Below are 20,553 nucleotides of genomic sequence, written 5' to 3'. Positions count from 1 at the left end.
GCGAGCCCTCCGCGCGAACAGTGCCGTCGGTCGGGAACGACCTCGGCCGTGGCGTACCCGGGGAACACGCGGGGGCGCCCTGCCGGCGCGGGGGACGAGAGAAGCGCGGGGACCGCCGCACCCCCGTGATGACACAGGGGGCGGGACGACGGCGGTCCCCGCGCAGGGGGCACGGTTCGGGTCAGGGCCGACCCGTGTGCCCGGGCGCCGAAGGGAGGTCCGGGAGCCGCTCCGTCGTTCCCCGGCGCGACACCCACCTTGCCCGTGGCGTGTTAAGCGCGTGCTGCGTGGACGTGTCGGCCTCGTACCACTTGCGCGAATCCGCCCGGGGCGCGGCGGCAGTCCGAAGGCCCGGTCCGGACCGAACGCCGGCCGACCCGAACCCGGACCGCTCCCACCAGCGGCGACACGCGCCGCCACCCGGCCCGGGTGCCCGTCCACCCGCACGCGCACGGGCACCCGGGCCCACCCGCCCCAGCAGACGCAGGCATACCCGCACGCGCAGACGCACCCGCACGCACAGACGCACCGGACGCGCAGACACACCCGCGCACGCGGGCTCCGCCTACCGCCCGTCCACCGACAGGAACGACAGCAGGTCCTGCCGGCTCACGACGCCCGTCGGCTTGCCCTCCACCAGGACGATCGCCGCGTCGGCCCCCTCGCGTCCGGTGCCGCTCAGCACCGCCATGAGGTCCCCGACCGGCTCGCCCGAGCCGACCTGCGGCAGCGGCGCCGACATGTGGCGTTCCAGCGCGTCCGTCAGGGTGGCGCGCTTCGCGAACAGGGCGTCGAGCAGTTCGCGCTCGACGACCGAGCCGACGACCTCCGCCGCCATCACGTCGGGGTGGCCCGCGCCGGGCTTGACGATCGGCATCTGCGAGACGCCGTACTCCCGCAGCACCTCGATGGCCTCGCCGACCGTCTCGTCGGGGTGCATGTGGACGAGTGTCGGGATCGCGCCCTCCTTGTGCCGCAGGACGTCGCCGACGCTGGCGGAACCGCCGCCGTGCTCCAGGAAGCCGTAGTCGTTCATCCACTCGTCGTTGAAGATCTTGCTGAGGTAGCCGCGCCCGCTGTCCGGCAGCAGCACGACCACCACGTCGTCGGGGCCGAGCCCCTCCGCGACCTTCAGCGCCGCGACGACCGCCATCCCGCAGGACCCGCCGACCAGCAGGCCCTCCTCCTTGGCGAGGCGGCGCGTCATCTGGAAGGAGTCCTTGTCGGAGACGGCGACGATGTCGTCCGTCACCGTGCTGTCGTAGGCGCTCGGCCAGAAGTCCTCACCCACGCCCTCGACCAGGTACGGACGTCCCGACCCGCCCGAGTACACGGAGCCCTCGGGGTCGGCGCCGATGATGCGCACCGGTCCCTCGGCACGGTCCGCGCTGATCTCCTTGAGGTAGCGGCCGGTCCCGGAGATGGTGCCGCCGGTGCCGACGCCCGCCACGAAGTGCGTGATGCGGCCGTCGGTCTGCTTCCACAGCTCGGGCCCGGTCGTCTCGTAGTGCGAGAGGGGGTTGTTCACGTTGCTGTACTGGTCCGGCTTCCAGGCGTCGGGGGTCTCCCGTACCAGGCGGTCGGACACGTTGTAGTACGAGTCGGGGTGGTCCGGGTCGACCGCGGTCGGGCAGACGACGACCTCGGCGCCGTAGGCCCGCAGCACGTTGATCTTGTCGGTGGAGACCTTGTCGGGGCAGACGAAGAGGCATTTGTAGCCCTTCTGCTGCGCCACGATGGCCAGGCCGACACCCGTGTTGCCGCTCGTGGGCTCGACGATCGTGCCGCCGGGGCGCAGCTCGCCGCTGCGCTCGGCCGCCTCGATCATGCGGAGGGCGATGCGGTCCTTCACCGAGCCGCCGGGATTGAAGTACTCGACCTTGGCCAGAACAGTCGCCTGAATGCCCGAGGTCACGCTGCGCAGTCTCACCAGCGGGGTATTGCCGACAAGACTGATCATCGATTCGTGGAATTGCACCGTATGTCTCCGGTTTGTCCGGGGCTGCCATCGGGATCTCCGTGATGGTCCCGACAGCCTAGGCACGGCGTGCGCGCGGCCCAGTCACGGCAGCCTAGGCAGCACCGCGCCGCCTTCCGGCACACAGGCCGAGATTGGACCGCTGATGTCGTTGGTGCGGGGGCCCTCCGGGGGCAGATATGCGATGTACGTGCGTGTGTGCAGAGGAGGTGGCTCGGACAGTGTCGAGAGCGAGGGTGGCGCGACGAATCGCGACAGGCGCGGCTTTCGGAGGCGGAGGCATCGGTCTGATCGGTGCGGCGGGGGTGGGCGTGCTACTGGCGGAGGTACAGCTCGCCAAGAGACGGGTGGGCAGTCCTGACGCCCCGGTACCCGCCAACGGGAACGGCTGGTACGGGCTCGGATACGGCCAGGCGGACGCACTTCGCCTGGGAATGCTGGGGGACTCCCTGGCCGCGGGACAGGGGGTGCGGCGGGTCGGCCAGACGCCGGGGGCGCTGGTGGCGTCGGGGCTCGCGGCGGTGGCGGAACGGCCGGTGGACCTGATCAACGTGGCGCTGCCCGGCGCCCGCTCCAACGACCTGGACCGCCAGGTCACGCTGATGCTCTCCGACCCGTCCAGGCTGCCGGACGTCTGCGTGATCATGATCGGCGCGAACGACGTGACGCACCGGATGGCGCCCACCCAGTCCGTGCGGTACCTGTCGGCGTCGGTGCGGCGGCTGCGCACGGCGGGCGCGGAGGTGGTGGTCGCGACGTGCCCGGACCTGGGCACGGTCGAACCCGTCTACCAGCCGCTGCGCTGGCTCGCGCGCCGTACGAGCCGGCAGCTGGCGGCGGCGCAGACGATCGTCACGGTCGAGCAGGGCGGGCGCACGGTGTCGCTGGGTGACCTGCTGGGCCCCGAGTTCGAGGCGCACCCGGGCGAGATGTTCGGCCCGGATCACTACCACCCGTCGGTCGACGGGTACGCGACGGCGGCGATGGCCGTCCTGCCGACGGTCTGCGCGACGCTGGGCCTGTGGCCGGAGACGGACCGGCTGGACGTGCTGCGCGACGAGAACATGCTGCCGGTCGCCAAGGCCGCGTCCGAGGCGGCGTCGCGGGGTGGCACGGAGGTCACCGGTGCGCGCGCTCCCTGGGCGCTGCTGAAGCACCGCCGCAGGCGCCATGTCGTGACGCAGCAGGAACCGGCTCCGCGCGAGGCGCACCAGGAGTCGTGACGTGGGGAGGTCCGCCCGGGGCGTGGAGCACGACGGCCGCAGGGGGTGGCGTACGGGGACCGTACGCCACCCCCTGCGGCGTCCGCCCCGTCGCCCCGCTGCTCCGCTCGCTCCGCCGCCCCATCCACCACACCGCCACCCCATCCACCGCACCGCCGAACCGGCCACCGCCAAGTCGCCGGTCCCCACCCGCCGGCCCGCGCAAGCCACCGCCTCGCCCGTACGAGCCGTCGCCGGCTCTCACCCCCTGGCCTGCCTCGCACACGCCACGCCACGCCCTCACGGGCCGCCCCGCATCACCCGGGCCACTCCGCCGACCCGGTCGCGACCGCCGTCACCCCGACGCGCCGCGAGGACGGCCAGGCCTCCCGGCCCGCACGCGCCGCTTCCCGCCCTCCGCCGCCGGGGCGCGGGTGGGGGAGCACCCCCGATGCGGACCGGACACGGGGGCGGGGGCGGGGCCCCAAGCGCTCCGGGGACAGGGGCGCCGGCGGATGCCCCACCCGTAACCGCCCGCCCGGTCGCGGGACCGCACAGGCGCTCCGGGGACCGTGCGGCGGGGCAGGAGGGCGGCGGTCCGCCCGCCACCGGGCGGCGCGGTCCCGCCGGGCCCCACGTGCTCCATCTCACGCCTCCGCAGCCGCCCCCGCGGTTTCGGGGCCCGAGCCCGCGGGGACTACCCTCCCATCCGCCTGAGCAACCGCTTAGGATGGAACCCGGCAGAGCCGCCGACCCGTCCCGCCCCCAGGAGCGCCCGATGCCAGAAGCCGTGATCGTCTCAGCCGCCCGCTCCCCCATCGGGCGGGCCTTCAAGGGATCGCTCAAGGAACTGCGTCCCGACGACCTGACCGCCACGATCATCAAGACCGCGCTCGACAAGATCCCCGCGCTCGACCCGCACGACATCGACGACCTGATGCTCGGCTGCGGCCTGCCCGGCGGCGAGCAGGGCCACAACCTGGCGCGCATCGTGGCCGTGCAGATGGGGATGGACCACCTTCCCGGCTGCACGATCACCCGGTACTGCTCGTCCTCGCTGCAGACCTCGCGGATGGCGCTGCACGCGATCAAGGCCGGCGAGGGTGACGTCTTCATCTCGGCCGGTGTCGAGATGGTGTCCCGGTCGGTGAAGGGCACGAGCGACGGCATGCCGGACACGCACAACCCCCTGTTCGCGAGCGCCGAGGCCCGTACCGTCGAGGTCGCGCAGTCCACCGGCGCCGACTGGCACGACCCGCGCGCGGACGGGCTGTTCCCCGACCCGTACATCGCCATGGGCCAGACCGCGGAGAACCTCGCCCGGCTGAAGGGCGTGACGCGCCAGGAGATGGACGAGTTCGGCGTCCGGTCGCAGAACCTCGCCGAGGAAGCCCTCAAGAACGGCTTCTGGGAGCGCGAGATCACGCCCGTCACGCTGCCGGACGGCACCGTCGTGGCCAAGGACGACGGCCCGCGTGCCGGTGTCACCGTGGACGGCGTCGCGGGTCTGAAGCCGGTGTTCCGCCCCGACGGCCGGGTCACCGCGGGCAACTGCTGCCCGCTGAACGACGGCGCGGCCGCGCTCGTGATCATGTCCGACACGAAGGCGGCCCAGCTGGGCCTCACTCCGCTCGCCCGCATCGTCTCCACCGGCGTGACCGGCCTGTCGCCGGAGATCATGGGTCTCGGTCCCGTCGAGGCGTCCCGGCAGGCGCTGAAGCGGGCCGGGCTGTCCGTGGGCGACATCGACCTGGTGGAGATCAACGAGGCCTTCGCGGCGCAGGTCATCCCGTCCTACCAGGACCTGGGCATCCCGCTGGAGAAGCTGAACGTGAACGGCGGCGCCATCGCGGTCGGCCACCCCTTCGGCATGACGGGCGCGCGCATCACGGGCACGCTGATCAACAGCCTCCAGTTCCACGACAAGCAGTTCGGCCTGGAGACGATGTGCGTGGGCGGCGGCCAGGGCATGGCCATGGTCATCGAGCGGCTGAGCTGAGCCCTGGCGGAGGGTAGGGGTCGCCCGAGGAACGAGGGCGGCACCTGCCCGCAGCGCGGGCGAAACTCAGCGCGACCGACAACGCGAGCGGCTGAGCTGAGCCGTAGCGGAGGGTAGGGGTCGCCCGAGGAACGAGGGCGGCACCTGCCCGCAGCGCGGGCGAAACTCAGCGCGACCGACAACGCGAGCGGCTGAGCTGAGCCGTAGCGGAGGGTAGGGGTCGCCCGAGGAACGAGGGCGGCACCTGCCCGCAGCGCGGGCGAAACTCAGCGCGACCGACAACGCGAGCGGCTGAGCTGAGCCCTGGCGGAGGGTAGGGGTCGCCCGAGGAACGAGGGCGGCACCTGCCCGCAGCGTCGGCGAAACTCAGCGCGACCGACAACGCGAGCGGCTGAGCTGAGCCACCGGACGCCCGGCGGGGCCGCGGGAGGCCGAGCGGGGGCCGTGACACCCCGGTCACGGTCGCGGGCGCCCCTCACATCCCGTGAGCCCCCCTCGTAATGGAATCTCCCCCCGGATTGTGACCAATTCCGGGGGGAGATTCTTTTGCGCAGGTCAGCGGCGTCGACGGCAGCGTCCAAGGGCCCAAAGACCCACGCATTTCATGACGTAATGCACTGACGACCGCCGCGCGCCCACGACAAGCTGAGATAGGAAGACGGGGGAATCCGATGAGTTTGGGGAGTAGTAAGTGAGCGCCATGTCTCTTGCCTTGCTGCTGACCACGGCCACCGCGACCGCCGTGGGCGCGGCCGCACTGTGCGCGGCCCATGGGCTGCGCAAGGAGGTCACCGCCCTGCGCGGCGATCTCGCCGGGGTCAACGGCGGCGGATTGGGCGCCTCCGTACCGCAGGCCAGAAACGCCGCGGTGGGGGCCGGCTCCGCCGTCTCCGTGTCCGTGGCGGCCACCACGGCGGCGGACACCACCGACGCGATACGCACCGCGGTCGCCGAGGCCCTGGCCGAGGAGCGCGAGCGCGAGCTGGCCGAGGCGCGCGCCTTCTGGGCGGCCCAGGAGGCCCGGGACGCGTCGGACAGCCCCTCGGTGCTCGGCGGCCTCATCGGGCCGGGCGTCGACCCCTCCCTCGGGGACGTGGCCTTCTTCATGCCGCGCCAGGCCGACTTCTCCGCCTTCGAGACCTTCGGCCACGACCTGCCCGGCTTCGCCGACGCCTCCGGTGTCCACGGTGCCCCGCACCCCGCCGAGGGCGTGTCGCGCGACCCGTTCGACCAGGCCGCGCACGAGCAGCTCTCGTACGACAGGGCCGTCTACGACCCCGCCGTCCACGACCAGGTCGCCGACGCGTTCGACGAACTCGCGGGCCTGCCGCCCGTCGGTCCCCAGGACGCGCCGGGTGAGTCCCGCACCGGCACGTCCGGCGTGGGCGACGCGGACGACGCGGCTCCGGCCGCTCCGGCGGACGAGTTCCCCGAGGACTCCGCCGAGCTGGCGGCGGCCCGCCGCAGGCACCCCTCGCACCCGGACTTCGTGCCCACCAGGACGCCGATCGTCACCGATCACGAGCGGACGGTCGGTCGGCTGGAGCACCTGGCCGAGACGCGGACGGCGCTGTCCGACGTACGGCCGGGACCGCTGGGCACGCTGGACGTGTACCTGTTCGCCGACGGCACCACGCTCTGCATGACGCCCGGCCACCGGGAAACGGCGGAACGGCTCGCGCGCTCGCTGCGCGAGGGCGGTGCGCCCTTCCTGCTCGGCGGCTCCGGGGTCTCCGGCGCGTACAGCCTGACCTTCTCGTGCGGCGCGAGCAGCACGGACGGCACGGACACCACCGAGGAGCACGTGTACATCCTCGCGGACCGCGTCATCGCGTCGCTCTAGCGCCGGCGGACCCGGCGCTCGGGGCGGACCCGGCGCTCGGGGCGGACACGCCCTTCGGAGCCGGCCCGGCGGTCCGGGCCGCCGCGGTGACCGGTCAGAACTTTGCCTCCGCAATCGTCCGCGCGACCGACCTGACGGCCTCGTCCAGCTCCTGCTGGGACGGGGCCGTTCTCAGTGCCTCGACCAGGTCGCCCGCGGCCACCGCGAGCTGGTCGGCGACCACGAAGACCCCGGCATCGGACATGATCCGGGGTTCCGCGCCGGGATCCTCCAGGCGCTGGGCCCGGACGGAGAGCTCCCTGGCCAGGGCGAGTGCCGCGGCGGCCGGGCCGCGTCTGAGCCTGCTCTGCGGGGCGGCGCGCAGCCGGTCGGTGAACCGGTCCACGGGCGAGGTCAGCGGTGTCGTATCGAGCACGGTGCGACCCTACGCGGCCCGCCACGAACGGTGGGAAAGAGGCCGGGACTGTTGCCAACGGGCGAACGCTCAGGCACGGTGTCGTTAACGGCCGCTTCATCTGCGGCCGCCGCTGCACCAGTACGCGCGACGCGTCCGGAGGCGCCGATGTCCCTTGTCTTCTCCGAAGAGACCCATCGCAATCTGCTCTCCCACATCCCGCAGTGCACCGGCCGAGGCGTCTCGGAGTGGCTGCGTGCGCTCGACGAAGGTCCGGCCCTCGTCCGCTTCGAGGAGAAGGTCAGCTGGCTGCGTGGCGAGCACGACCTCTCCTACGGACACGCGAAGGCGATCGTCCACGAACACGATCTGAGGCGGGCGGCCCGCCGTCTGCTCTGACCTCGGCCGGCCCCGCCCGGAGCGGGACCGGACCGGACCGGGCGGCCGTGCGGGTGGCCGCCGGAGAAACCGTCACGGAGACCGCCGAAGACCGGCAAAGACACACGTGCACGCACGGAGGGGGTCCGCGGGTGTCATGCCCGCGGGCCCCCTCCGTTCATGCTCCCTCGCGTCCCGCTCCGGCCCGGTCCGGGACCCGGGCGCGCGGGCCGCGCGGCCGTCAGTTGTTGCTTTGCAGGATCGACAGCACCCGCAGGACCTCAAGGTAGATCCACACCAGTGTCATCGTCAGCCCGAAGGCCGCGAGCCACGCCTCCTCGCGGGGCGCGCCGTAGGCGACGCCGTCCTCGACCTGCTTGAAGTCGAGCGCCAGGAAGCAAGCGCCGAGCAGGATGCCGACGATGCCGAAGGCGACGCCGAGACCGCCGCTGCGGAAGCCCAGCCCGTCGCCGTGGGTGAAGACGGAGAACAGCAGGTTCACGGCCATCAGGATCAGGAAGCCGATCGCCGCGGCCGTCACGAACCGGTAGAAGCGGTTCGTGACGCGGATCCAGCGCATCTTGTACGCGATGAGCGTGCCCGCGAAGACCGCCATCGTGCCGAGGACGGCCTGGACGACGACTCCCGACGCGATGTACGTGCTGACGACGCTGCTCAGCACCCCGAGGAAGACGCCCTCGAACGCCGCGTACGCGAGGATCAGCGCCGGCGTCGGCCGGCGCTTGAAGGACTGGATCAGGCCGAGGACCAGCGCGACGAGCGCGGCCCCGGCAGCGATGCCGTAGGACTTGTTGACGTTCGCCGCGTCCACCGGCAGCAGCAGCCACGACAGGACGGCCGTGACGACGACCGTGCCGAGCGTGAGGGCCGTGCGGGAGACGACGTCGTCGATCGTCATGGCGCCGGACCGGGCGGCGGTCCGCTGCCCGTAGGGGTCGGCCGCGCACGGGTTCGTCGCGTACGGGTCGGTGCCAACGGCGGTGCCCCCGGTCCGGGGCGCCGTGTTGAACCCCGCGTACCCGGCGCGCGCGCCGGTGTCGCGGGTGAAGCCCCGTCGTGAGAAGACCGGGTTGCTGCTTCTCATCTCACTCCTCCATGACCGCCTCGCGCGGTCTCGCGTCAACAGTAATGCGTAGGCAAAGGGAAGATCTCGTCCGCGCGGGGGATCTTGCCCGATCATGACATCGTCTTACCGGCGTATGTGCGAGGGGGAATACCGCTCCGCCCGGTACCGGCCGTCACCGGCCGCGTACCCGCCTAGCCTGATCGGATGATCCCCTCGCCTGCCCCCTCGCCCTGCCCCAGTGTGCCGCTCCCCGGCGGCTCGCGCGACGACCTCCCGAAGGACACCGGGCCCGTCGCGCCCGCCGCCGGCGATCAGGCCGGCTTCACCGTCGTGCTGCGGCGCAGGGCGGCCCTCCCCCGCGACCTCGTGCACGGGACGGGGACCGTCGGACGCGAGGAGTTGGCGGCCAGGTTCGGCGCGGACCCGGCCGATGTGGAGGAGGTGCGGCGCACCGTCGAGGACGCCGGGCTGACGGTGACGGACGTTCACGAGGGCTCGCGGCGGATGACCGTGTCGGGCCCGGCGGGCCCGGCGGGCCCGGCGGGCCCGGTCGGCGCGCTGCTCGGCGGCGAACCGCCTGCGGTGCCCGGAACGGGCCGCGGTGCGGGCACGGCCGGGCAGCGCGCCCGCACCGGGGAGCTGTCCGGGCAGGCGACGCTCGCGGACCGGGTCGTCGCGGTGCTCGGAACGGGCGACCGGCCGCACGGCAGGCCCCTGCTGCGCAGACTGACAGAGGGCACACACCGGCCGGGGACGCCACGCGGTGACGCGGCGGCAATCTCGTACACCCCACCGCAGTTGGCCGAGGCGTACGGCTTCCCGGCGGGCACGGACGGCCGTGGCCGGATCGCCGCGCTGGTGGAGTTCGGCGGCGGGTACGACGAGGCCGAGCTCGGGACGTACTTCCGCGAACTCGGCCTGCGGCCCCCGGCCGTACGGTCGGTGAGCGTGGCGGGCGCCGTGAACAGCCCCGGCACGGACGAGGACGCGGACGGCGAGGTCCAGCTCGACATCGAGGTGCTCGGCGCGCTGGCACCCGGCGCTGAGCTCGTCGTCTACTTCGCCCCCGGCACGATGCGCGGCTATGTCGAGGCGGTGTCGGCGGCCGTGCACGCGAGCCCGACACCGACGGTGCTCTCCATCAGCTGGGGTGCGCCGGAGGACCGGTGGACACCGCAGTCCCTCGCCGCACTGGAGGAGGCGCTCGCCGACGCGGCGGCGCTGGGCATCACGGTCTGCGCGGCGGCGGGCGACACGGGCAGCACCGACGGCGAGCGGGACGGCAGGCCGCACCTGGACTATCCGGGGTCGAGTCCGCACGTACTGTCGGTGGGCGGCACCTCCCTGCGTATGGGTGCCGGGGCCGGGAACGGAGCGGGTTCCGCGGCTGTTCCCCATGCCGTCGAGACCGTCTGGAACGCGCTGGCGGTGGGCGGCGGGGCCACGGGCGGCGGACGCAGCGCGACCTTTCCGCTGCCCCTGTGGCAGCGGCTGCACCATCGTCGGACGCACCAGCGGCAACACCCTGGGCAGGGCCACGACCACGGCCAGGGCCCCGCCGACCGTCGCGGCGTGCCGGACGTGGCGGCGGTCGCCGACCCCTCGACCGGCTACCGCATACGTGTCGGCGGCAAGGCGACCACGCTCGGCGGAACCAGTGCGGCCGCCCCGCTGTGGGCGGCCCTGGTCTGCCGCCTGAGCGAGGCGCTCGACGCCCCGCTCGGCCTGCTTCCGCCGCTGCTGTACGCGCTGGAGGCGCAGACGGCGCCCGCGCCGCTGACGGACATCACGTCGGGCGGCAACGGCGACTACGAGGCGGCCGCCGGCTGGGACCCCTGCACCGGCCTGGGCACCCCGCACGGCACTGCGCTCCTGAACCACCTGCGGGCGACGCGCGGCTGACGGCCGGACGCCCGCCGCCCCACAGGCGGCGGGTTCGCACCTCCCCCGGCGGGTTCGCACCTCCCCCGGCGGGTTCGCACCTCCCCCGGCGGTCCTCACACCGCGCCCGGAGCCACCTGCGGGGGGGTCGTGGCGGGGCGGGGGTCCTCTCCTTCACGGGCCCGCAACCGGCGCTTCCTACCGTGACGTCCTGATCGTCGGTACGCGCCCGGTTCTTCCCGGGCGGCGCCGGCGCGGAGAGGGGGCCCGGTGACGGACGCGGTGGGGCGCGGGGGCGGGCCCCGACCCGGGCGTCGGAGCCCTTGCCGGGTGCGCTCGGTCCGGCCGGCGCGGACGATCCGGCGCCGCCACTTTCGGGGCTCGGTCGCCGTCACCTGGCCGGGCTGTCGCGGGTCCGCCGCTGCACCGCCCGGCGCTACGTACGGGACGTGTACTGACGCCGGGCGTCCCCCGCGCCGCGCCTCACATCGAACGTCGAACGCCTCACGCCGAACGCCTCACTCCTCACGCCGAGGGCACGCGTGCGACCCCGACGTAGAAGGAGCTGTCCCCCGCCTCGGGCGCGGCCCCCGTCCGGTACCACTCGGTGGCGCGCACGAGCCCGGGCGCGACCAGGTCGAGCCCGTCGAAGAAGCGGGCCACAGCCGCGTGCGGGCGCAGCGCGAGAGGGATCCCGCCGCTGCGGTAGGTGGTGGAGGCCGCCGCCGCGAGCTGCGGGTGGAAGTCGCCGGTGCCCTGGGTCAGCACGAGGTAACTCCCGGGCGCCAGCGCGTCCACGAGCGTGCGGGCGATCCCGTACGGGTCCTGCTCGTCCGGGATGAAGTGCATCAGCGCGATGAGCGACAGGGCGACCGGCCGCTCGAAGTCCAGCAGTTTCCTCGCGCGGTCCAGGATCGCCGCCGGCTCGCGGACGTCGGCCTGGACGTAGTCGGTCGCGCCGCCCGGGGCGGAGACCAGCAGGGCCTCCGCGTGCCGCAGGACGATGGGGTCGTTGTCGGTGTACACGACGCGGCAGGCGGGGTTCACGCGCTGCACGACCTGGTGCAGGTTGGGCTCCGTCGGTATGCCGGTGCCGACGTCCAGGAACTGGTCGACACCCGACTCGGCCAGCCAGGCCATCGCCCGGTGCATGAACGCCCGGTTCAGCCGCGCGTCCATCGGCGCGTTCACGGGCAGGCGCCGCGCCACCTCACGGTCGACGGGGTAGTTGTCCTTGCCGCCGAGCAGGAAGTCGTACATCCGGGCCGGATGCGGCTTGCTGGTGTCGATGAAGGCTCTCGGGGTGTCCGATGTCATCTGCGGCTCCTGGTGGGTGCACGGGCGACGGTTGCCCGAGGATCATCTCACCCACCTACAGAGGCAGTTGGCTCGCAGATGTTTTGCCGACCGGCGTCTCAGCCGGCCACCGCGACCGCCGCGTCCGACAGCCGCTGCCAGACGAGTTCGGTGCGCGGCCGTCCGGGGCGGTCGGTCGCCGGCACCAACTGACCGGGCCGCTCGTCCAGGCGGGCACAGCGCTCCTGGTCCTCGCCGAACGGCGGCAGGCCGACGTGCACCACGTGCCGTTCGCGGTCGCCCTCGGCGCTCACCCGGCCCGCGTACGCCACGGCGGACGCCGGGCCCCGGCCGGCGATGACGACGGCCATGTGTGCGTCCCGGGTGTAGATCAACTGCCCCTGCGGGGCGTCACCGTAGGGCCTGGAGCGCACGCGCCCCTCGCCGTCGACGTCGGTGACGTCGGTGAGGGTCCACACGCCGACCAGACGGTCCCACTGCTTTTCCACTGCTCTCCTCCATGGCGTCACCCGTCGGCCGACGCGCGTCCTGGCCCTACCGGAGCCCTGGTGAGCGTAGGCCGGCGGCCCGCCCGGCGGCCTGGCGCCGGGCGACAGCCCGCGTCACGCGCTGCTGTGCGGGTCCACCAGGTTCGACGCGACCGGATCCCCGGTCCGGTGCGAGTACCGCCCAAGGCGCCCTTCGCACCGCCAAGGGCGGCATCGACGGGCTCGTGCACCACGCGCTCATCCCGTACGCGGTCAAGCCTTCCGGGGTCATGCCCGGGGAAGTACCCAGCGGCTCTGCAGGCTCGGCAGGCTCGACGCCGGGACGCGTGCGGCGTTCGCAGTCACCAGAGATGTCCTGCCTGCCATGACCGCACGGCACCCCGGGCAGCATCGCCCGGCTCGGCACCGCACCACGGCGCCCGAGCCGATGGCCGTCGCGTACCGCCGCCGGGTTCCGGCCCGGGTCGGCGACGTTTCCGCATCGCCACGGCCGGCCTCACCTGCGTCGACCCGGACCGCCCCGGACGGCCCCGCCACGGACGGCCGTCTCGGCCCCGGGTGCCGTGCCTGCCCGGTGAGCCGGATGCGCAGGGCTGCCGACCGCGCGCGCCTGCGCCCTGTCCGTGCGCCCCGGCCCGGCCGCTCCCGGTCGGGAGGCCCCGGCGTGCCGGAGTGAGCGATCCGGCGCACGCTGGAGGGATGACAGACGCACCGATCGTCGTACACCGGGTGTCCACGGGCGGCCGGGGCGTGACCGTGCGCGGAGAGATCGTCGGTCTCGCACACAGCGACCGGGACCTGGCGCTTCTCCTGGACCACGCGGGCCTCCCGGATGCCGACTCGACGGGACTGCTCGATGATCCGGATTGGATCGAGTGGCGGGGCGAGCGCGCGCACGAGTGGGGTTCCTGACGCGGCAGGGCCCCGCCGGGCGGTCGGTCTGCGGGGCGACAGTCGGGGCGCCTTCCGTGGCCGCTGCGCGCGGGCCGTAGCCGCACATCGGGTGCGACGTCCCGACCGGCGCGGGCCTACCGGTCTCGTCCTCGTCGAACCGCTCCCCTCAGGGACGGGCCCGTGCCCGCTTCCTTGACGCGACGTCACCTGACGGGTCATCACCACGGCGACCACCACGCCGCAGCGTCCTTCCACCCCGCGACGCACGCCATGGCGGGAAGCCGGGGCGCCGTGCGCCCACCGTGCGTCTCTCCACACAGAGCGTGACCATGGAGATCGGTCGCTTTCGTACATCAGGGCACATAGGCCGTGTGGTGCCCGGAGCCGGACTTGAACCGGCACGCCCACTGAGGGCAGCGAGGTTTAAGCTCGCCGTGTCTGCATTCCACCATCCGGGCGTGGCGCGCGGCTCCGCGTTGGCTCACGAGCCTATCGGGATGCGGCAGTTCAACAACGGGCCGCTGACCCGATCTTGTCTTATTTTATTGGCGTCTGAGGGTGCGTCAGCACCGGGGAGAGGCCTTGGGCACATGCCGGAGGCGCGCGGGAGGCACGGCGCTCCGACCCGCGCCTCCCGCCGGAATGACGAAAAGTCGCCGTCCCGTCACTCTGCGCAGAGGTCACCGCACGTCACGCGGTTCCGCCGGTCGTGCGCGGCGCCTCGTTGACGCAGCGCAGCACCGGGGCGGCGGCGAGAGCCGCGGGATCGGCCAGTGCCGCGCCCGTGACACGGAAGACAGCGCTTTCCCCGGGGGCCAGAGTGACCAGCATGTCGTCAGCCTCGGCCCCCGGATGGAGCCGATCGGGGAAGAGCGCGAGATCACGGACGAAGGTCTCGGCGGTGACCCGCACCTCGTACGCGCCGGGGCCGGTCTCCTTCACGTCCGTCGCGAACCGGGCCTGCGGCAGCGCGGCCGTCGTGTCCTCGCCGTACGGTTCGACGGTGCGTGCCCCGGCGAGTTCCGCGGTGAGGAACGCGCCGAGCGGGTCGGCGGGCCGCGCCAGGTCCGCGGGCAGATCGATGTGTGCGACGGAGCGCGCGGCGATCCGCACCCGCTGTTCTTCTTTGGCCAGAACCGCACCGTCGAAGGAGCGCGCCGTCAGGGTCAGCCTCCCCGCCCACTCCTTCGGCGAGTCGTTGACGGCGTGCACGGCGCCGTCCCGTACGACGAGGATCCGGTCCGCGTAGGCGGCACGCAGGGCGTACCACAGCGGCTTGCGTCGGCCTCCGCTGTCGACGGCCGCCCACGACACCACCGGCCAGCAGTCGTTCAGCTGCCAGACGATCGCGCCCATGCAGTACGGCGCGTGCGAGCGCAGGTGCCGGATGCCGAACGCCACGGCCCGCGCCTGGTTGAGCTGCGTCAGCCAGTGCCAGGCGTCGAAGTCACCGGCGGGCGGCTGCGGCAGGTGGTCGCCGAGGCCGCGCAGCAGCTTCTCCTGCCCGTCCTGCGCCTTCTGGTGCGCGGCCAGCAGCGGGGAGTCCGGGTGCAGCCCCTGGTCCCCGATGGCCGCGCGCAGCGTGGTGTACGTCGCCGGACCCTGGAAGCCGAACTCCGCGACGAACCGGGGCACCCCGTCCGCGTAGGCGCGGTAGTCCACGCGGTTCCACACGTCCCAGAGGTGCACCGTGCCGTGCTCGGGGTCCTGCGGCGGCACCTCGGGGGCGCCCGAGTAGGGGGTGCCGGGCCAGTACGGCCGGGTCTGGTCGAGTTCGGCGACGACCGACGGCAGCAGCTCGTGGTAGTAACCGCCGCCCCAGGTGCGGCCTGGAGCCAGCTCGCGCCGCCAGCCCCAGTCCGCGTAGCCCTCGATGTTCTCGTTGTTGCCGCACCACAGCACGAGTGAGGGGTGCGGGGCGAGCCGTGTCACGTTCTGCCGCGCCTCGGCCTCGACCTCGTCGTACAGCGGCGCTTCCTCCGGATAGGCGGCGCACGCGAAGAGGAAGTCCTGCCAGACCAGCAGCCCCCTCTCGTCGGCGAGCTCGTAGAAGTCGTCACTCTCGTAGAGGCCGCCGCCCCATACCCGGACGAGGTTGACCCCGGCCGCGACGGCCTGGTCGAGCCGCTCGGCGATCCGCTCGCGGGTGAGGCGGGACGGGAAGCAGTCGTCCGGGATCCAGTTGACGCCCCGGACGAAGACGGGCTCGTCGTTGACGGATATCCGGAAGGCGTCCGGGTCCAGGGAGACGGACCGGAAACCGGTGCGCCCCCGCCAGACGTCGGCGGCGGCCCGGCCGTCCCCGGTCCCGGCGGCGGCCACACCGCCGCCGTCCCCCTCAGCGCCTCGGACGTCCCCCACAGCGCCGCCGTCACTGTCGTCTTGGAGCGTCACCGTCACGTCGTACAGCGGCTGTTCGCCGTACCCGCGCGGCCACCACAGCTCCGCCTCGGGCACCGGCAGGTCCACCTCGCCCGTCGTTGCGTCGCGCGGTACGAGGACGGTCGCGCGGGCGCCCGCGGTCTCCACCACGACCTCCAGCGGACCGGTGACGCCCGGGGCGCGTTCCAGCTCCACGCTCGCGCGGAGCGTCGGCACCCCGTCGGACGCCACGTCCGGCGTGAGCAGGACGTCCGCGATGCGGGCGGCGCGCCAGGTCTCCAGCGTGACGGGCCGCCAGATCCCGGAGGTCACCAGCGTCGGGCCCCAGTCCCAGCCGAAGTTGCAGGCCATCTTGCGGATGTACTGGTACGGCTCGTCGTACGCGCCCGGCAGCGGCCCGATCCGCTCCCGCTGCTCCTCGGCGTACGTGTACGGCGAGGTGAAGCAGACGGTGAGGGTGTTGGGTCCTGGGCGCAGGAGACCGTCCACGGGGAAGCGGTAGGAGCGGTGCTGGTTGGCGGTGCGGCCGAGCTCGGTGCCGTTGAGGACGACGGTGGCGACGGTGTCGAGGCCCTGGAACACGAGGTCCCTGCGGACACCGACGTCGCTCAGCGGGCCGTCGTCCCGCGCCGCCCCGCCGTCCGCGGGACCTCCGTCATTCCCGCCGCCCCCGCTCGCCTCACCGTCCTCACCGTCGGCCGGGTGGTCGAAGACCGTCGAGTACGTCCAGTCCCTGCGGCCGATCCAGCCGAGCCGCGTCTCGTTGTCGCCCTCGTACGGCTCGGGGATGAGCCCGGCGGCGAGCAGATCGGTGTGGACGCACCCCGGCACGGTGGCCGGGACGGGCAGGGCGGCGTCGATCTCCGTGCCCTCGCCGGTGGTCAGGGTCCAGCCGTCGAGGAGGGGGGTGGCGGTCCGGGGCACAGGGGTCCTTCCGGTCTCGGGCACTGTGACGGAATGGTGCAGGTGATGCACCCAGAGTATGGAGAAGGGGGCCCGGGCGGAAGATCGCCTCGGGGTCGGCCGTCATCCCGGAGTCGGACACGGACAGCCGGTGTCACTCCCGAGTCGCCCTCAGGAACGGACACGGAGACGGACGATCGCCGGGCTCCCCGCCGGGACGATGGTGTCCGACACTCCAGCACTTCACCTCTTCCGGGAGCCCCACCATGACCATGTCCCCACCGATCGGTCTGAAGGACATCGCGGCGGCGCGGGCCGTCGGAGTCTCGAAGGTCTACGGGGAGGGCGAGACGCGCGTCGTCGCCCTCGACCGGGTCACGGTCGACTTCCGGCAGGGCGAGTTCACCGCGATCATGGGCCCCTCCGGCTCCGGCAAGTCCACGCTGATGCACTGCGTCGCGGGGCTCGACTCGTTCAGCGAGGGGTCGGTGCGCATCGGCGACGTCGAACTGAGCACGCTGAAGGACAAGCAGCTGACGCAGTTGCGCAGGGACCGGATCGGCTTCATCTTCCAGGCGTTCAACCTGCTGCCGACGCTCAACGCGATCGAGAACATCACGCTGCCGATGGACATCGCGGGCCGCAGGCCCGACCAGGAGTGGCTGGACCGGGTCATCACGATGACGGGCCTGCGGGACCGCCTCAAGCACCGGCCGACGCAGCTCTCCGGCGGACAGCAGCAACGCGTCGCGGTCGCCCGTGCGCTGGCCTCCCGTCCGGACATCGTCTTCGGCGACGAACCGACCGGCAACCTGGACTCCCGCGCGGGCGCCGAGGTGCTGGGCTTCCTGCGCGACTCGGTGCGCGGGCTCGGCCAGACGGTCGTGATGGTCACCCACGACCCGGTGGCTGCGTCGTTCGCGGACCGGGTGATCTTCCTGGCGGACGGGCGGGTCGTGGACGAGATGTACGAGCCCACGGCGGACGGCGTACTGGACCGCATGAAGGCGTTCGACGGCCGGGGCCGCGCGGCCTGACCCGTCCGGCCCGCGCCGGAGCCATGCGGGCCCGGTCCGCACGACCGCCCCTCGCTCTCAGCTCTCAGCTCTCGGCCGCGACTCCACCCCCACCACCCCTCTCCTGGACCCTTCATGCTCCGAACCTCCCTGCGCAACGTCCTCGCCCACAAGGCGCGCCTCCTCATGACCGTCCTCGCCGTCCTCCTCGGCGTCGCGTTCGTCTCCGGCACCCTCGTCTTCACCGACACCCTCGGCCGCGCCTTCGCCCACGAGAGCGCGAAGGACTACGCGGGGGTCGCCGTCTCCGTCTCGACCGAGACCGCGCACCCGCTGACCGCGCACGACCTCGACCGGCTGCGCGAGGCGCCCGGCGTGGCCACCGCCACCGGGCGCGTCAGCGGCTTCGCCGGGGTCGCGGACCGCGACGGCAAGCTCATCGGCAGCGCGTGGTCGAACCGGGGCGGCAACTTCGCGCCCGGCCCGCACGGCTCCGACCCCGCGTACGTGCTGCGCCAGGGACACGGCCCGCGCGACGCGCACGAGATCGCCCTCGACGCGCACTCCGCCGCCACCGGCCACTACCGCGTCGGGGACACCGTCCGCGTCGCCACCGACGGGCCCGTGCGCACGTACACGCTGGCGGGCGTCTTCACCACGCACGACGGCGCCGTGGACGCCGGGGGGAGCCTCGTCCTGTTCGACACGGCGGAGGCGCAGCACCTGTACGCGGCGCCGGGCCGCGGCGCGCCGGGCAAGGGACCCGCCACCGCGACCGGCACCGGCACCGGCACCGGCACCGGCACCGGCACCATCTGGACGGACGCCACCCTGGCGGCCCGTCACGGCACCTCCGACGCGGCCGTGCTGGCCGCCGTCCGGCCGCTGCTGCCGCACGGCGCCACCGCCGAGACCGGCAAGGACCTCGCCGCCGATGACGCGCGGGCGTCCGCCAACGCGCTCGCCTCGCTCAACGAGATGCTGCTGACCTTCGCGGGCATCGCCTTGTTCGTCGGGATCTTCCTGATCTCCAACACGTTCACGATGCTCGTCGCCCAGCGCACCAGGGAACTCGCCCTGATGCGTGCCGTCGGCGCGTCCCGGCGGCAGGTGCGCAGGTCCGTCATGGGCGAGGCCGCCCTCGTCGGTCTCGTCGCCTCTGTGGCCGGCTTCGCGGTGGGCCTGGCGCTCGCCGTCGGGCTGCGGTCGGTGATGGGTTCCTTCGGTGCGGCGCGGATTCCCGCGGGCCCGCTGGTCGTCGCGCCGGACGCGGTGGCCGCCGCGTTCGGGGTCGGCGTCCTCGTCACCCTGATCGCGGCGTGGCTGCCCTCGCGCCGCGCGGCGAAGATCCCGCCGGTCGCGGCGATGGGCAGCGCCCACCTGCCGGCCGGTACGCGCTCCCTCGTCGTACGCAACTGCCTGGGCGCCGCCCTCGCGGCGATCGGCGCGGTCGGTATCGCCGGCGGCGCGGGCACGGGCGGCGACAACGGCCGGCTGCTGATCTCGGCCGGCGCGTTCGTCCTGCTGCTGGGCGTCATCGTGCTGATCCCCCTGCTGTCGCGGCCCTCCGTCGCGCTGGTGCGGCCGCTGCTGCGCCGCCTGTTCGGTACGCCGGGCACACTGGCGAGCCGTAACGCCGTGCGCAATCCGCGCCGTACGGGCGCCACCGCGTCGGCCCTCGCGATCGGCCTGACCCTGGTCACCGGGCTGACGGTCGTCGGGGTGACGCTCGGCGGCTCCGTCGACCGGATGACGACCGACAACATGCGAGCCGACTACATGGTGTCGACGGCCACGGGCGGCGGCCTGAACCCCTCGGTAGCCAAGGCGCTGGCGCACGCGCCCGGCGTCACCGCCTCGTCCCCCGACGAGGAGGCGAACCTGCGGATCGGCGGCGCGTACCACTCCACGTCCGCCGTCACCCCCGCCACCGTGGGGCAGGTGCTCACGATGCACGTCGTGGACGGGTCCCTCGACACCCTCGCCCGGGGCGGGGTCGCGGTCGACCAGGAGACCGCGAAGGCCAACGGCTGGCGTGTCGGCCAGACGCTGCACGTCACCTACGACGACGACACGAAGGGCACGCTGCGCGTCGGGGCCACGATCCGGTCCAACGCCTTCCTCTCCCCGCTCATCGTCTCCACCGACGTCATCGCGGGGCACGAGAGCGATCCGCTCGTATCGGGCGTGTGGGTCAAGACGGCGGGCGGCGCGAGCGCGGCCCACGAGCGGGCGCTCGTGCACGCGCTCGGCGCCAACCCCGCCTTCGACATCCAGGACCGCGACGGTGTCCGCGCGGCCTACGGCGGCTCCGTCAACACCGCTCTGGGCATCCTGTACGGGCTGCTCGCCATGGCTCTGCTCATCGCGGTGCTCGGAGTGGTCAACACGCTCGCCATGTCCGTCTTCGAGCGGCAGCAGGAGATCGGCATGCTCCGGGCGATCGGCCTGGACCGGCGCGGCGTCAAGCGGATGATCCGCGTCGAGGCCGTGGTGATCTCGCTGTTCGGCGCGGTGCTCGGGATCGCGCTCGGCGTGTTCCTCGGCTGGGCCGTCGGCGACACCCTCAAGGGCTCGGTGCCCGGCTACACGCTGGTCATCCCGTGGGAGCGGATCCTGATCTTCCTGGCGCTGTCCGCGGTGGTCGGCGTCCTCGCCTCCGTCTGGCCCGCGCGCAGCGCGGCCCGGCTGGACATGCTGACGGCCGTCAAGACCGAGTAGCGGCGTACGGATCAAGCGCGTGGCCCCGCAGGAGTGCTCCTCCGGGGCCACGCGCACACCGCCCGCGGGC

14 protein-coding genes and 1 tRNA gene are annotated in these 20,553 nt (G+C 73.4%); 8 read left to right on the top strand and 7 right to left on the bottom strand.

Annotated features, from left to right (window positions below; translation table 11 throughout):
• Nucleotides 1–565: 565 nt before the first annotated feature.
• Nucleotides 566–1,978 (bottom strand): cystathionine beta-synthase, encoded by a 1,413-nt coding sequence (locus OG310_RS21625; RefSeq protein ID WP_329457521.1) that lies wholly within the window; start codon nucleotides 1,976–1,978, stop codon nucleotides 566–568.
• A gap of 236 nt (nucleotides 1,979–2,214) precedes the next feature.
• Between OG310_RS21625 and OG310_RS21620 the strand changes: the two genes are divergently transcribed.
• The 3 genes from OG310_RS21620 to OG310_RS21610 all read left to right on the top strand — a co-directional run bounded on the left by OG310_RS21620 (nucleotide 2,215) and on the right by OG310_RS21610 (nucleotide 7,022).
• Nucleotides 2,215–3,201 carry an SGNH/GDSL hydrolase family protein gene (locus tag OG310_RS21620; protein WP_329457520.1) on the top strand — a complete coding sequence of 329 codons (987 nt, stop codon included), beginning with the start codon at nucleotides 2,215–2,217 and terminating at the stop codon, nucleotides 3,199–3,201.
• A 757-nt stretch (nucleotides 3,202–3,958) separates the two neighbouring features.
• Nucleotides 3,959–5,179: an acetyl-CoA C-acetyltransferase gene (locus OG310_RS21615; protein WP_329457519.1), complete on the top strand. Its 1,221-nt coding sequence runs from the start codon at nucleotides 3,959–3,961 to the stop codon at nucleotides 5,177–5,179.
• A 700-nt stretch (nucleotides 5,180–5,879) separates the two neighbouring features.
• Entirely contained in the window at nucleotides 5,880–7,022 is a 1,143-nt protein-coding gene (locus OG310_RS21610; protein WP_329457518.1) for a hypothetical protein, read from the top strand.
• A gap of 94 nt (nucleotides 7,023–7,116) precedes the next feature.
• Here the strand turns inward: OG310_RS21610 and OG310_RS21605 are convergent, their stop codons facing one another.
• Entirely contained in the window at nucleotides 7,117–7,437 is a 321-nt protein-coding gene (locus tag OG310_RS21605; protein WP_329457517.1) for a hypothetical protein, read from the bottom strand.
• Between the two features lie 147 nt (nucleotides 7,438–7,584).
• On the opposite strand from OG310_RS21605, the gene OG310_RS21600 reads away from it, so the two are divergent.
• Nucleotides 7,585–7,815 carry a DUF4287 domain-containing protein gene (locus OG310_RS21600; RefSeq protein WP_329457516.1) on the top strand — a complete coding sequence of 77 codons (231 nt, stop codon included), beginning with the start codon at nucleotides 7,585–7,587 and terminating at the stop codon, nucleotides 7,813–7,815.
• Nucleotides 7,816–8,035: 220 nt separating this feature from the next.
• Here OG310_RS21600 and OG310_RS21595 read toward each other — a convergent pair whose 3' ends face one another.
• Nucleotides 8,036–8,899, bottom strand: coding sequence for a Bax inhibitor-1/YccA family protein (locus OG310_RS21595; RefSeq protein ID WP_329457515.1), 864 nt, complete (start codon nucleotides 8,897–8,899; stop codon nucleotides 8,036–8,038).
• A gap of 186 nt (nucleotides 8,900–9,085) precedes the next feature.
• Here OG310_RS21595 and OG310_RS21590 point away from each other — a divergent pair, with 186 nt between their 5' ends.
• Nucleotides 9,086–10,783: a S53 family peptidase gene (locus OG310_RS21590; protein ID WP_329457514.1), complete on the top strand. Its 1,698-nt coding sequence runs from the start codon at nucleotides 9,086–9,088 to the stop codon at nucleotides 10,781–10,783.
• A gap of 504 nt (nucleotides 10,784–11,287) precedes the next feature.
• On the opposite strand, the gene OG310_RS21585 is transcribed toward OG310_RS21590, so the two are convergent.
• Together OG310_RS21585 and OG310_RS21580 are read right to left on the bottom strand one after the other, a co-directional pair.
• Entirely contained in the window at nucleotides 11,288–12,079 is a 792-nt protein-coding gene (locus OG310_RS21585; RefSeq protein ID WP_329457513.1) for an SAM-dependent methyltransferase, read from the bottom strand.
• Between the two features lie 98 nt (nucleotides 12,080–12,177).
• Entirely contained in the window at nucleotides 12,178–12,567 is a 390-nt protein-coding gene (locus tag OG310_RS21580) for a lipocalin-like domain-containing protein (RefSeq protein WP_329457512.1), read from the bottom strand.
• A gap of 699 nt (nucleotides 12,568–13,266) precedes the next feature.
• Between OG310_RS21580 and OG310_RS21575 the strand changes: the two genes are divergently transcribed.
• Nucleotides 13,267–13,479: a hypothetical protein gene (locus OG310_RS21575; RefSeq protein ID WP_329457511.1), complete on the top strand. Its 213-nt coding sequence runs from the start codon at nucleotides 13,267–13,269 to the stop codon at nucleotides 13,477–13,479.
• A 354-nt stretch (nucleotides 13,480–13,833) separates the two neighbouring features.
• Here OG310_RS21575 and OG310_RS21570 read toward each other — a convergent pair.
• Together OG310_RS21570 and OG310_RS21565 are read right to left on the bottom strand one after the other, a co-directional pair.
• Nucleotides 13,834–13,919, bottom strand: a tRNA-Leu gene (locus OG310_RS21570).
• 232 nt (nucleotides 13,920–14,151) lie between these two features.
• Nucleotides 14,152–16,767 carry a beta-mannosidase gene (locus tag OG310_RS21565; RefSeq protein WP_329457510.1) on the bottom strand — a complete coding sequence of 872 codons (2,616 nt, stop codon included), beginning with the start codon at nucleotides 16,765–16,767 and terminating at the stop codon, nucleotides 14,152–14,154.
• 251 nt (nucleotides 16,768–17,018) lie between these two features.
• Here OG310_RS21565 and OG310_RS21560 point away from each other — a divergent pair, with 251 nt between their 5' ends.
• On the top strand, nucleotides 17,019–17,783 hold the full coding sequence (locus tag OG310_RS21560) for an ABC transporter ATP-binding protein (protein ID WP_329460302.1): 765 nt from the start codon (nucleotides 17,019–17,021) through the stop codon (nucleotides 17,781–17,783).
• A 114-nt stretch (nucleotides 17,784–17,897) separates the two neighbouring features.
• Nucleotides 17,898–20,483, top strand: coding sequence for an ABC transporter permease (locus tag OG310_RS21555; RefSeq protein ID WP_329457509.1), 2,586 nt, complete (start codon nucleotides 17,898–17,900; stop codon nucleotides 20,481–20,483).
• Nucleotides 20,484–20,553 lie beyond the last annotated feature (70 nt).

This window comes from Streptomyces sp. NBC_01497 (assembly GCF_036250695.1).
GTDB lineage: Bacteria > Actinomycetota > Actinomycetes > Streptomycetales > Streptomycetaceae > Streptomyces.
This window is presented reverse-complemented; position numbering and strand designations above follow the sequence as displayed.

What these genes read in the sequence shown, in the direction of transcription:
- OG310_RS21560 (WP_329460302.1), top strand. Translation starts at nt 17,019, where the DNA reads ATGTCCCCACCGATCGGTCTGAAGGACATCGCGGCGGCGCGGGCCGTC.
- OG310_RS21555 (WP_329457509.1), top strand. Translation starts at nt 17,898, where the DNA reads ATGCTCCGAACCTCCCTGCGCAACGTCCTCGCCCACAAGGCGCGCCTC.
- OG310_RS21595 (WP_329457515.1), bottom strand. Translation starts at nt 8,899, where the DNA reads ATGAGAAGCAGCAACCCGGTCTTCTCACGACGGGGCTTCACCCGCGAC.
- OG310_RS21585 (WP_329457513.1), bottom strand. Translation starts at nt 12,079, where the DNA reads ATGACATCGGACACCCCGAGAGCCTTCATCGACACCAGCAAGCCGCAT.
- OG310_RS21590 (WP_329457514.1), top strand. Translation starts at nt 9,086, where the DNA reads ATGATCCCCTCGCCTGCCCCCTCGCCCTGCCCCAGTGTGCCGCTCCCC.
- OG310_RS21610 (WP_329457518.1), top strand. Translation starts at nt 5,880, where the DNA reads ATGTCTCTTGCCTTGCTGCTGACCACGGCCACCGCGACCGCCGTGGGC.
- OG310_RS21615 (WP_329457519.1), top strand. Translation starts at nt 3,959, where the DNA reads ATGCCAGAAGCCGTGATCGTCTCAGCCGCCCGCTCCCCCATCGGGCGG.
- OG310_RS21575 (WP_329457511.1), top strand. Translation starts at nt 13,267, where the DNA reads ATGACAGACGCACCGATCGTCGTACACCGGGTGTCCACGGGCGGCCGG.
- OG310_RS21600 (WP_329457516.1), top strand. Translation starts at nt 7,585, where the DNA reads ATGTCCCTTGTCTTCTCCGAAGAGACCCATCGCAATCTGCTCTCCCAC.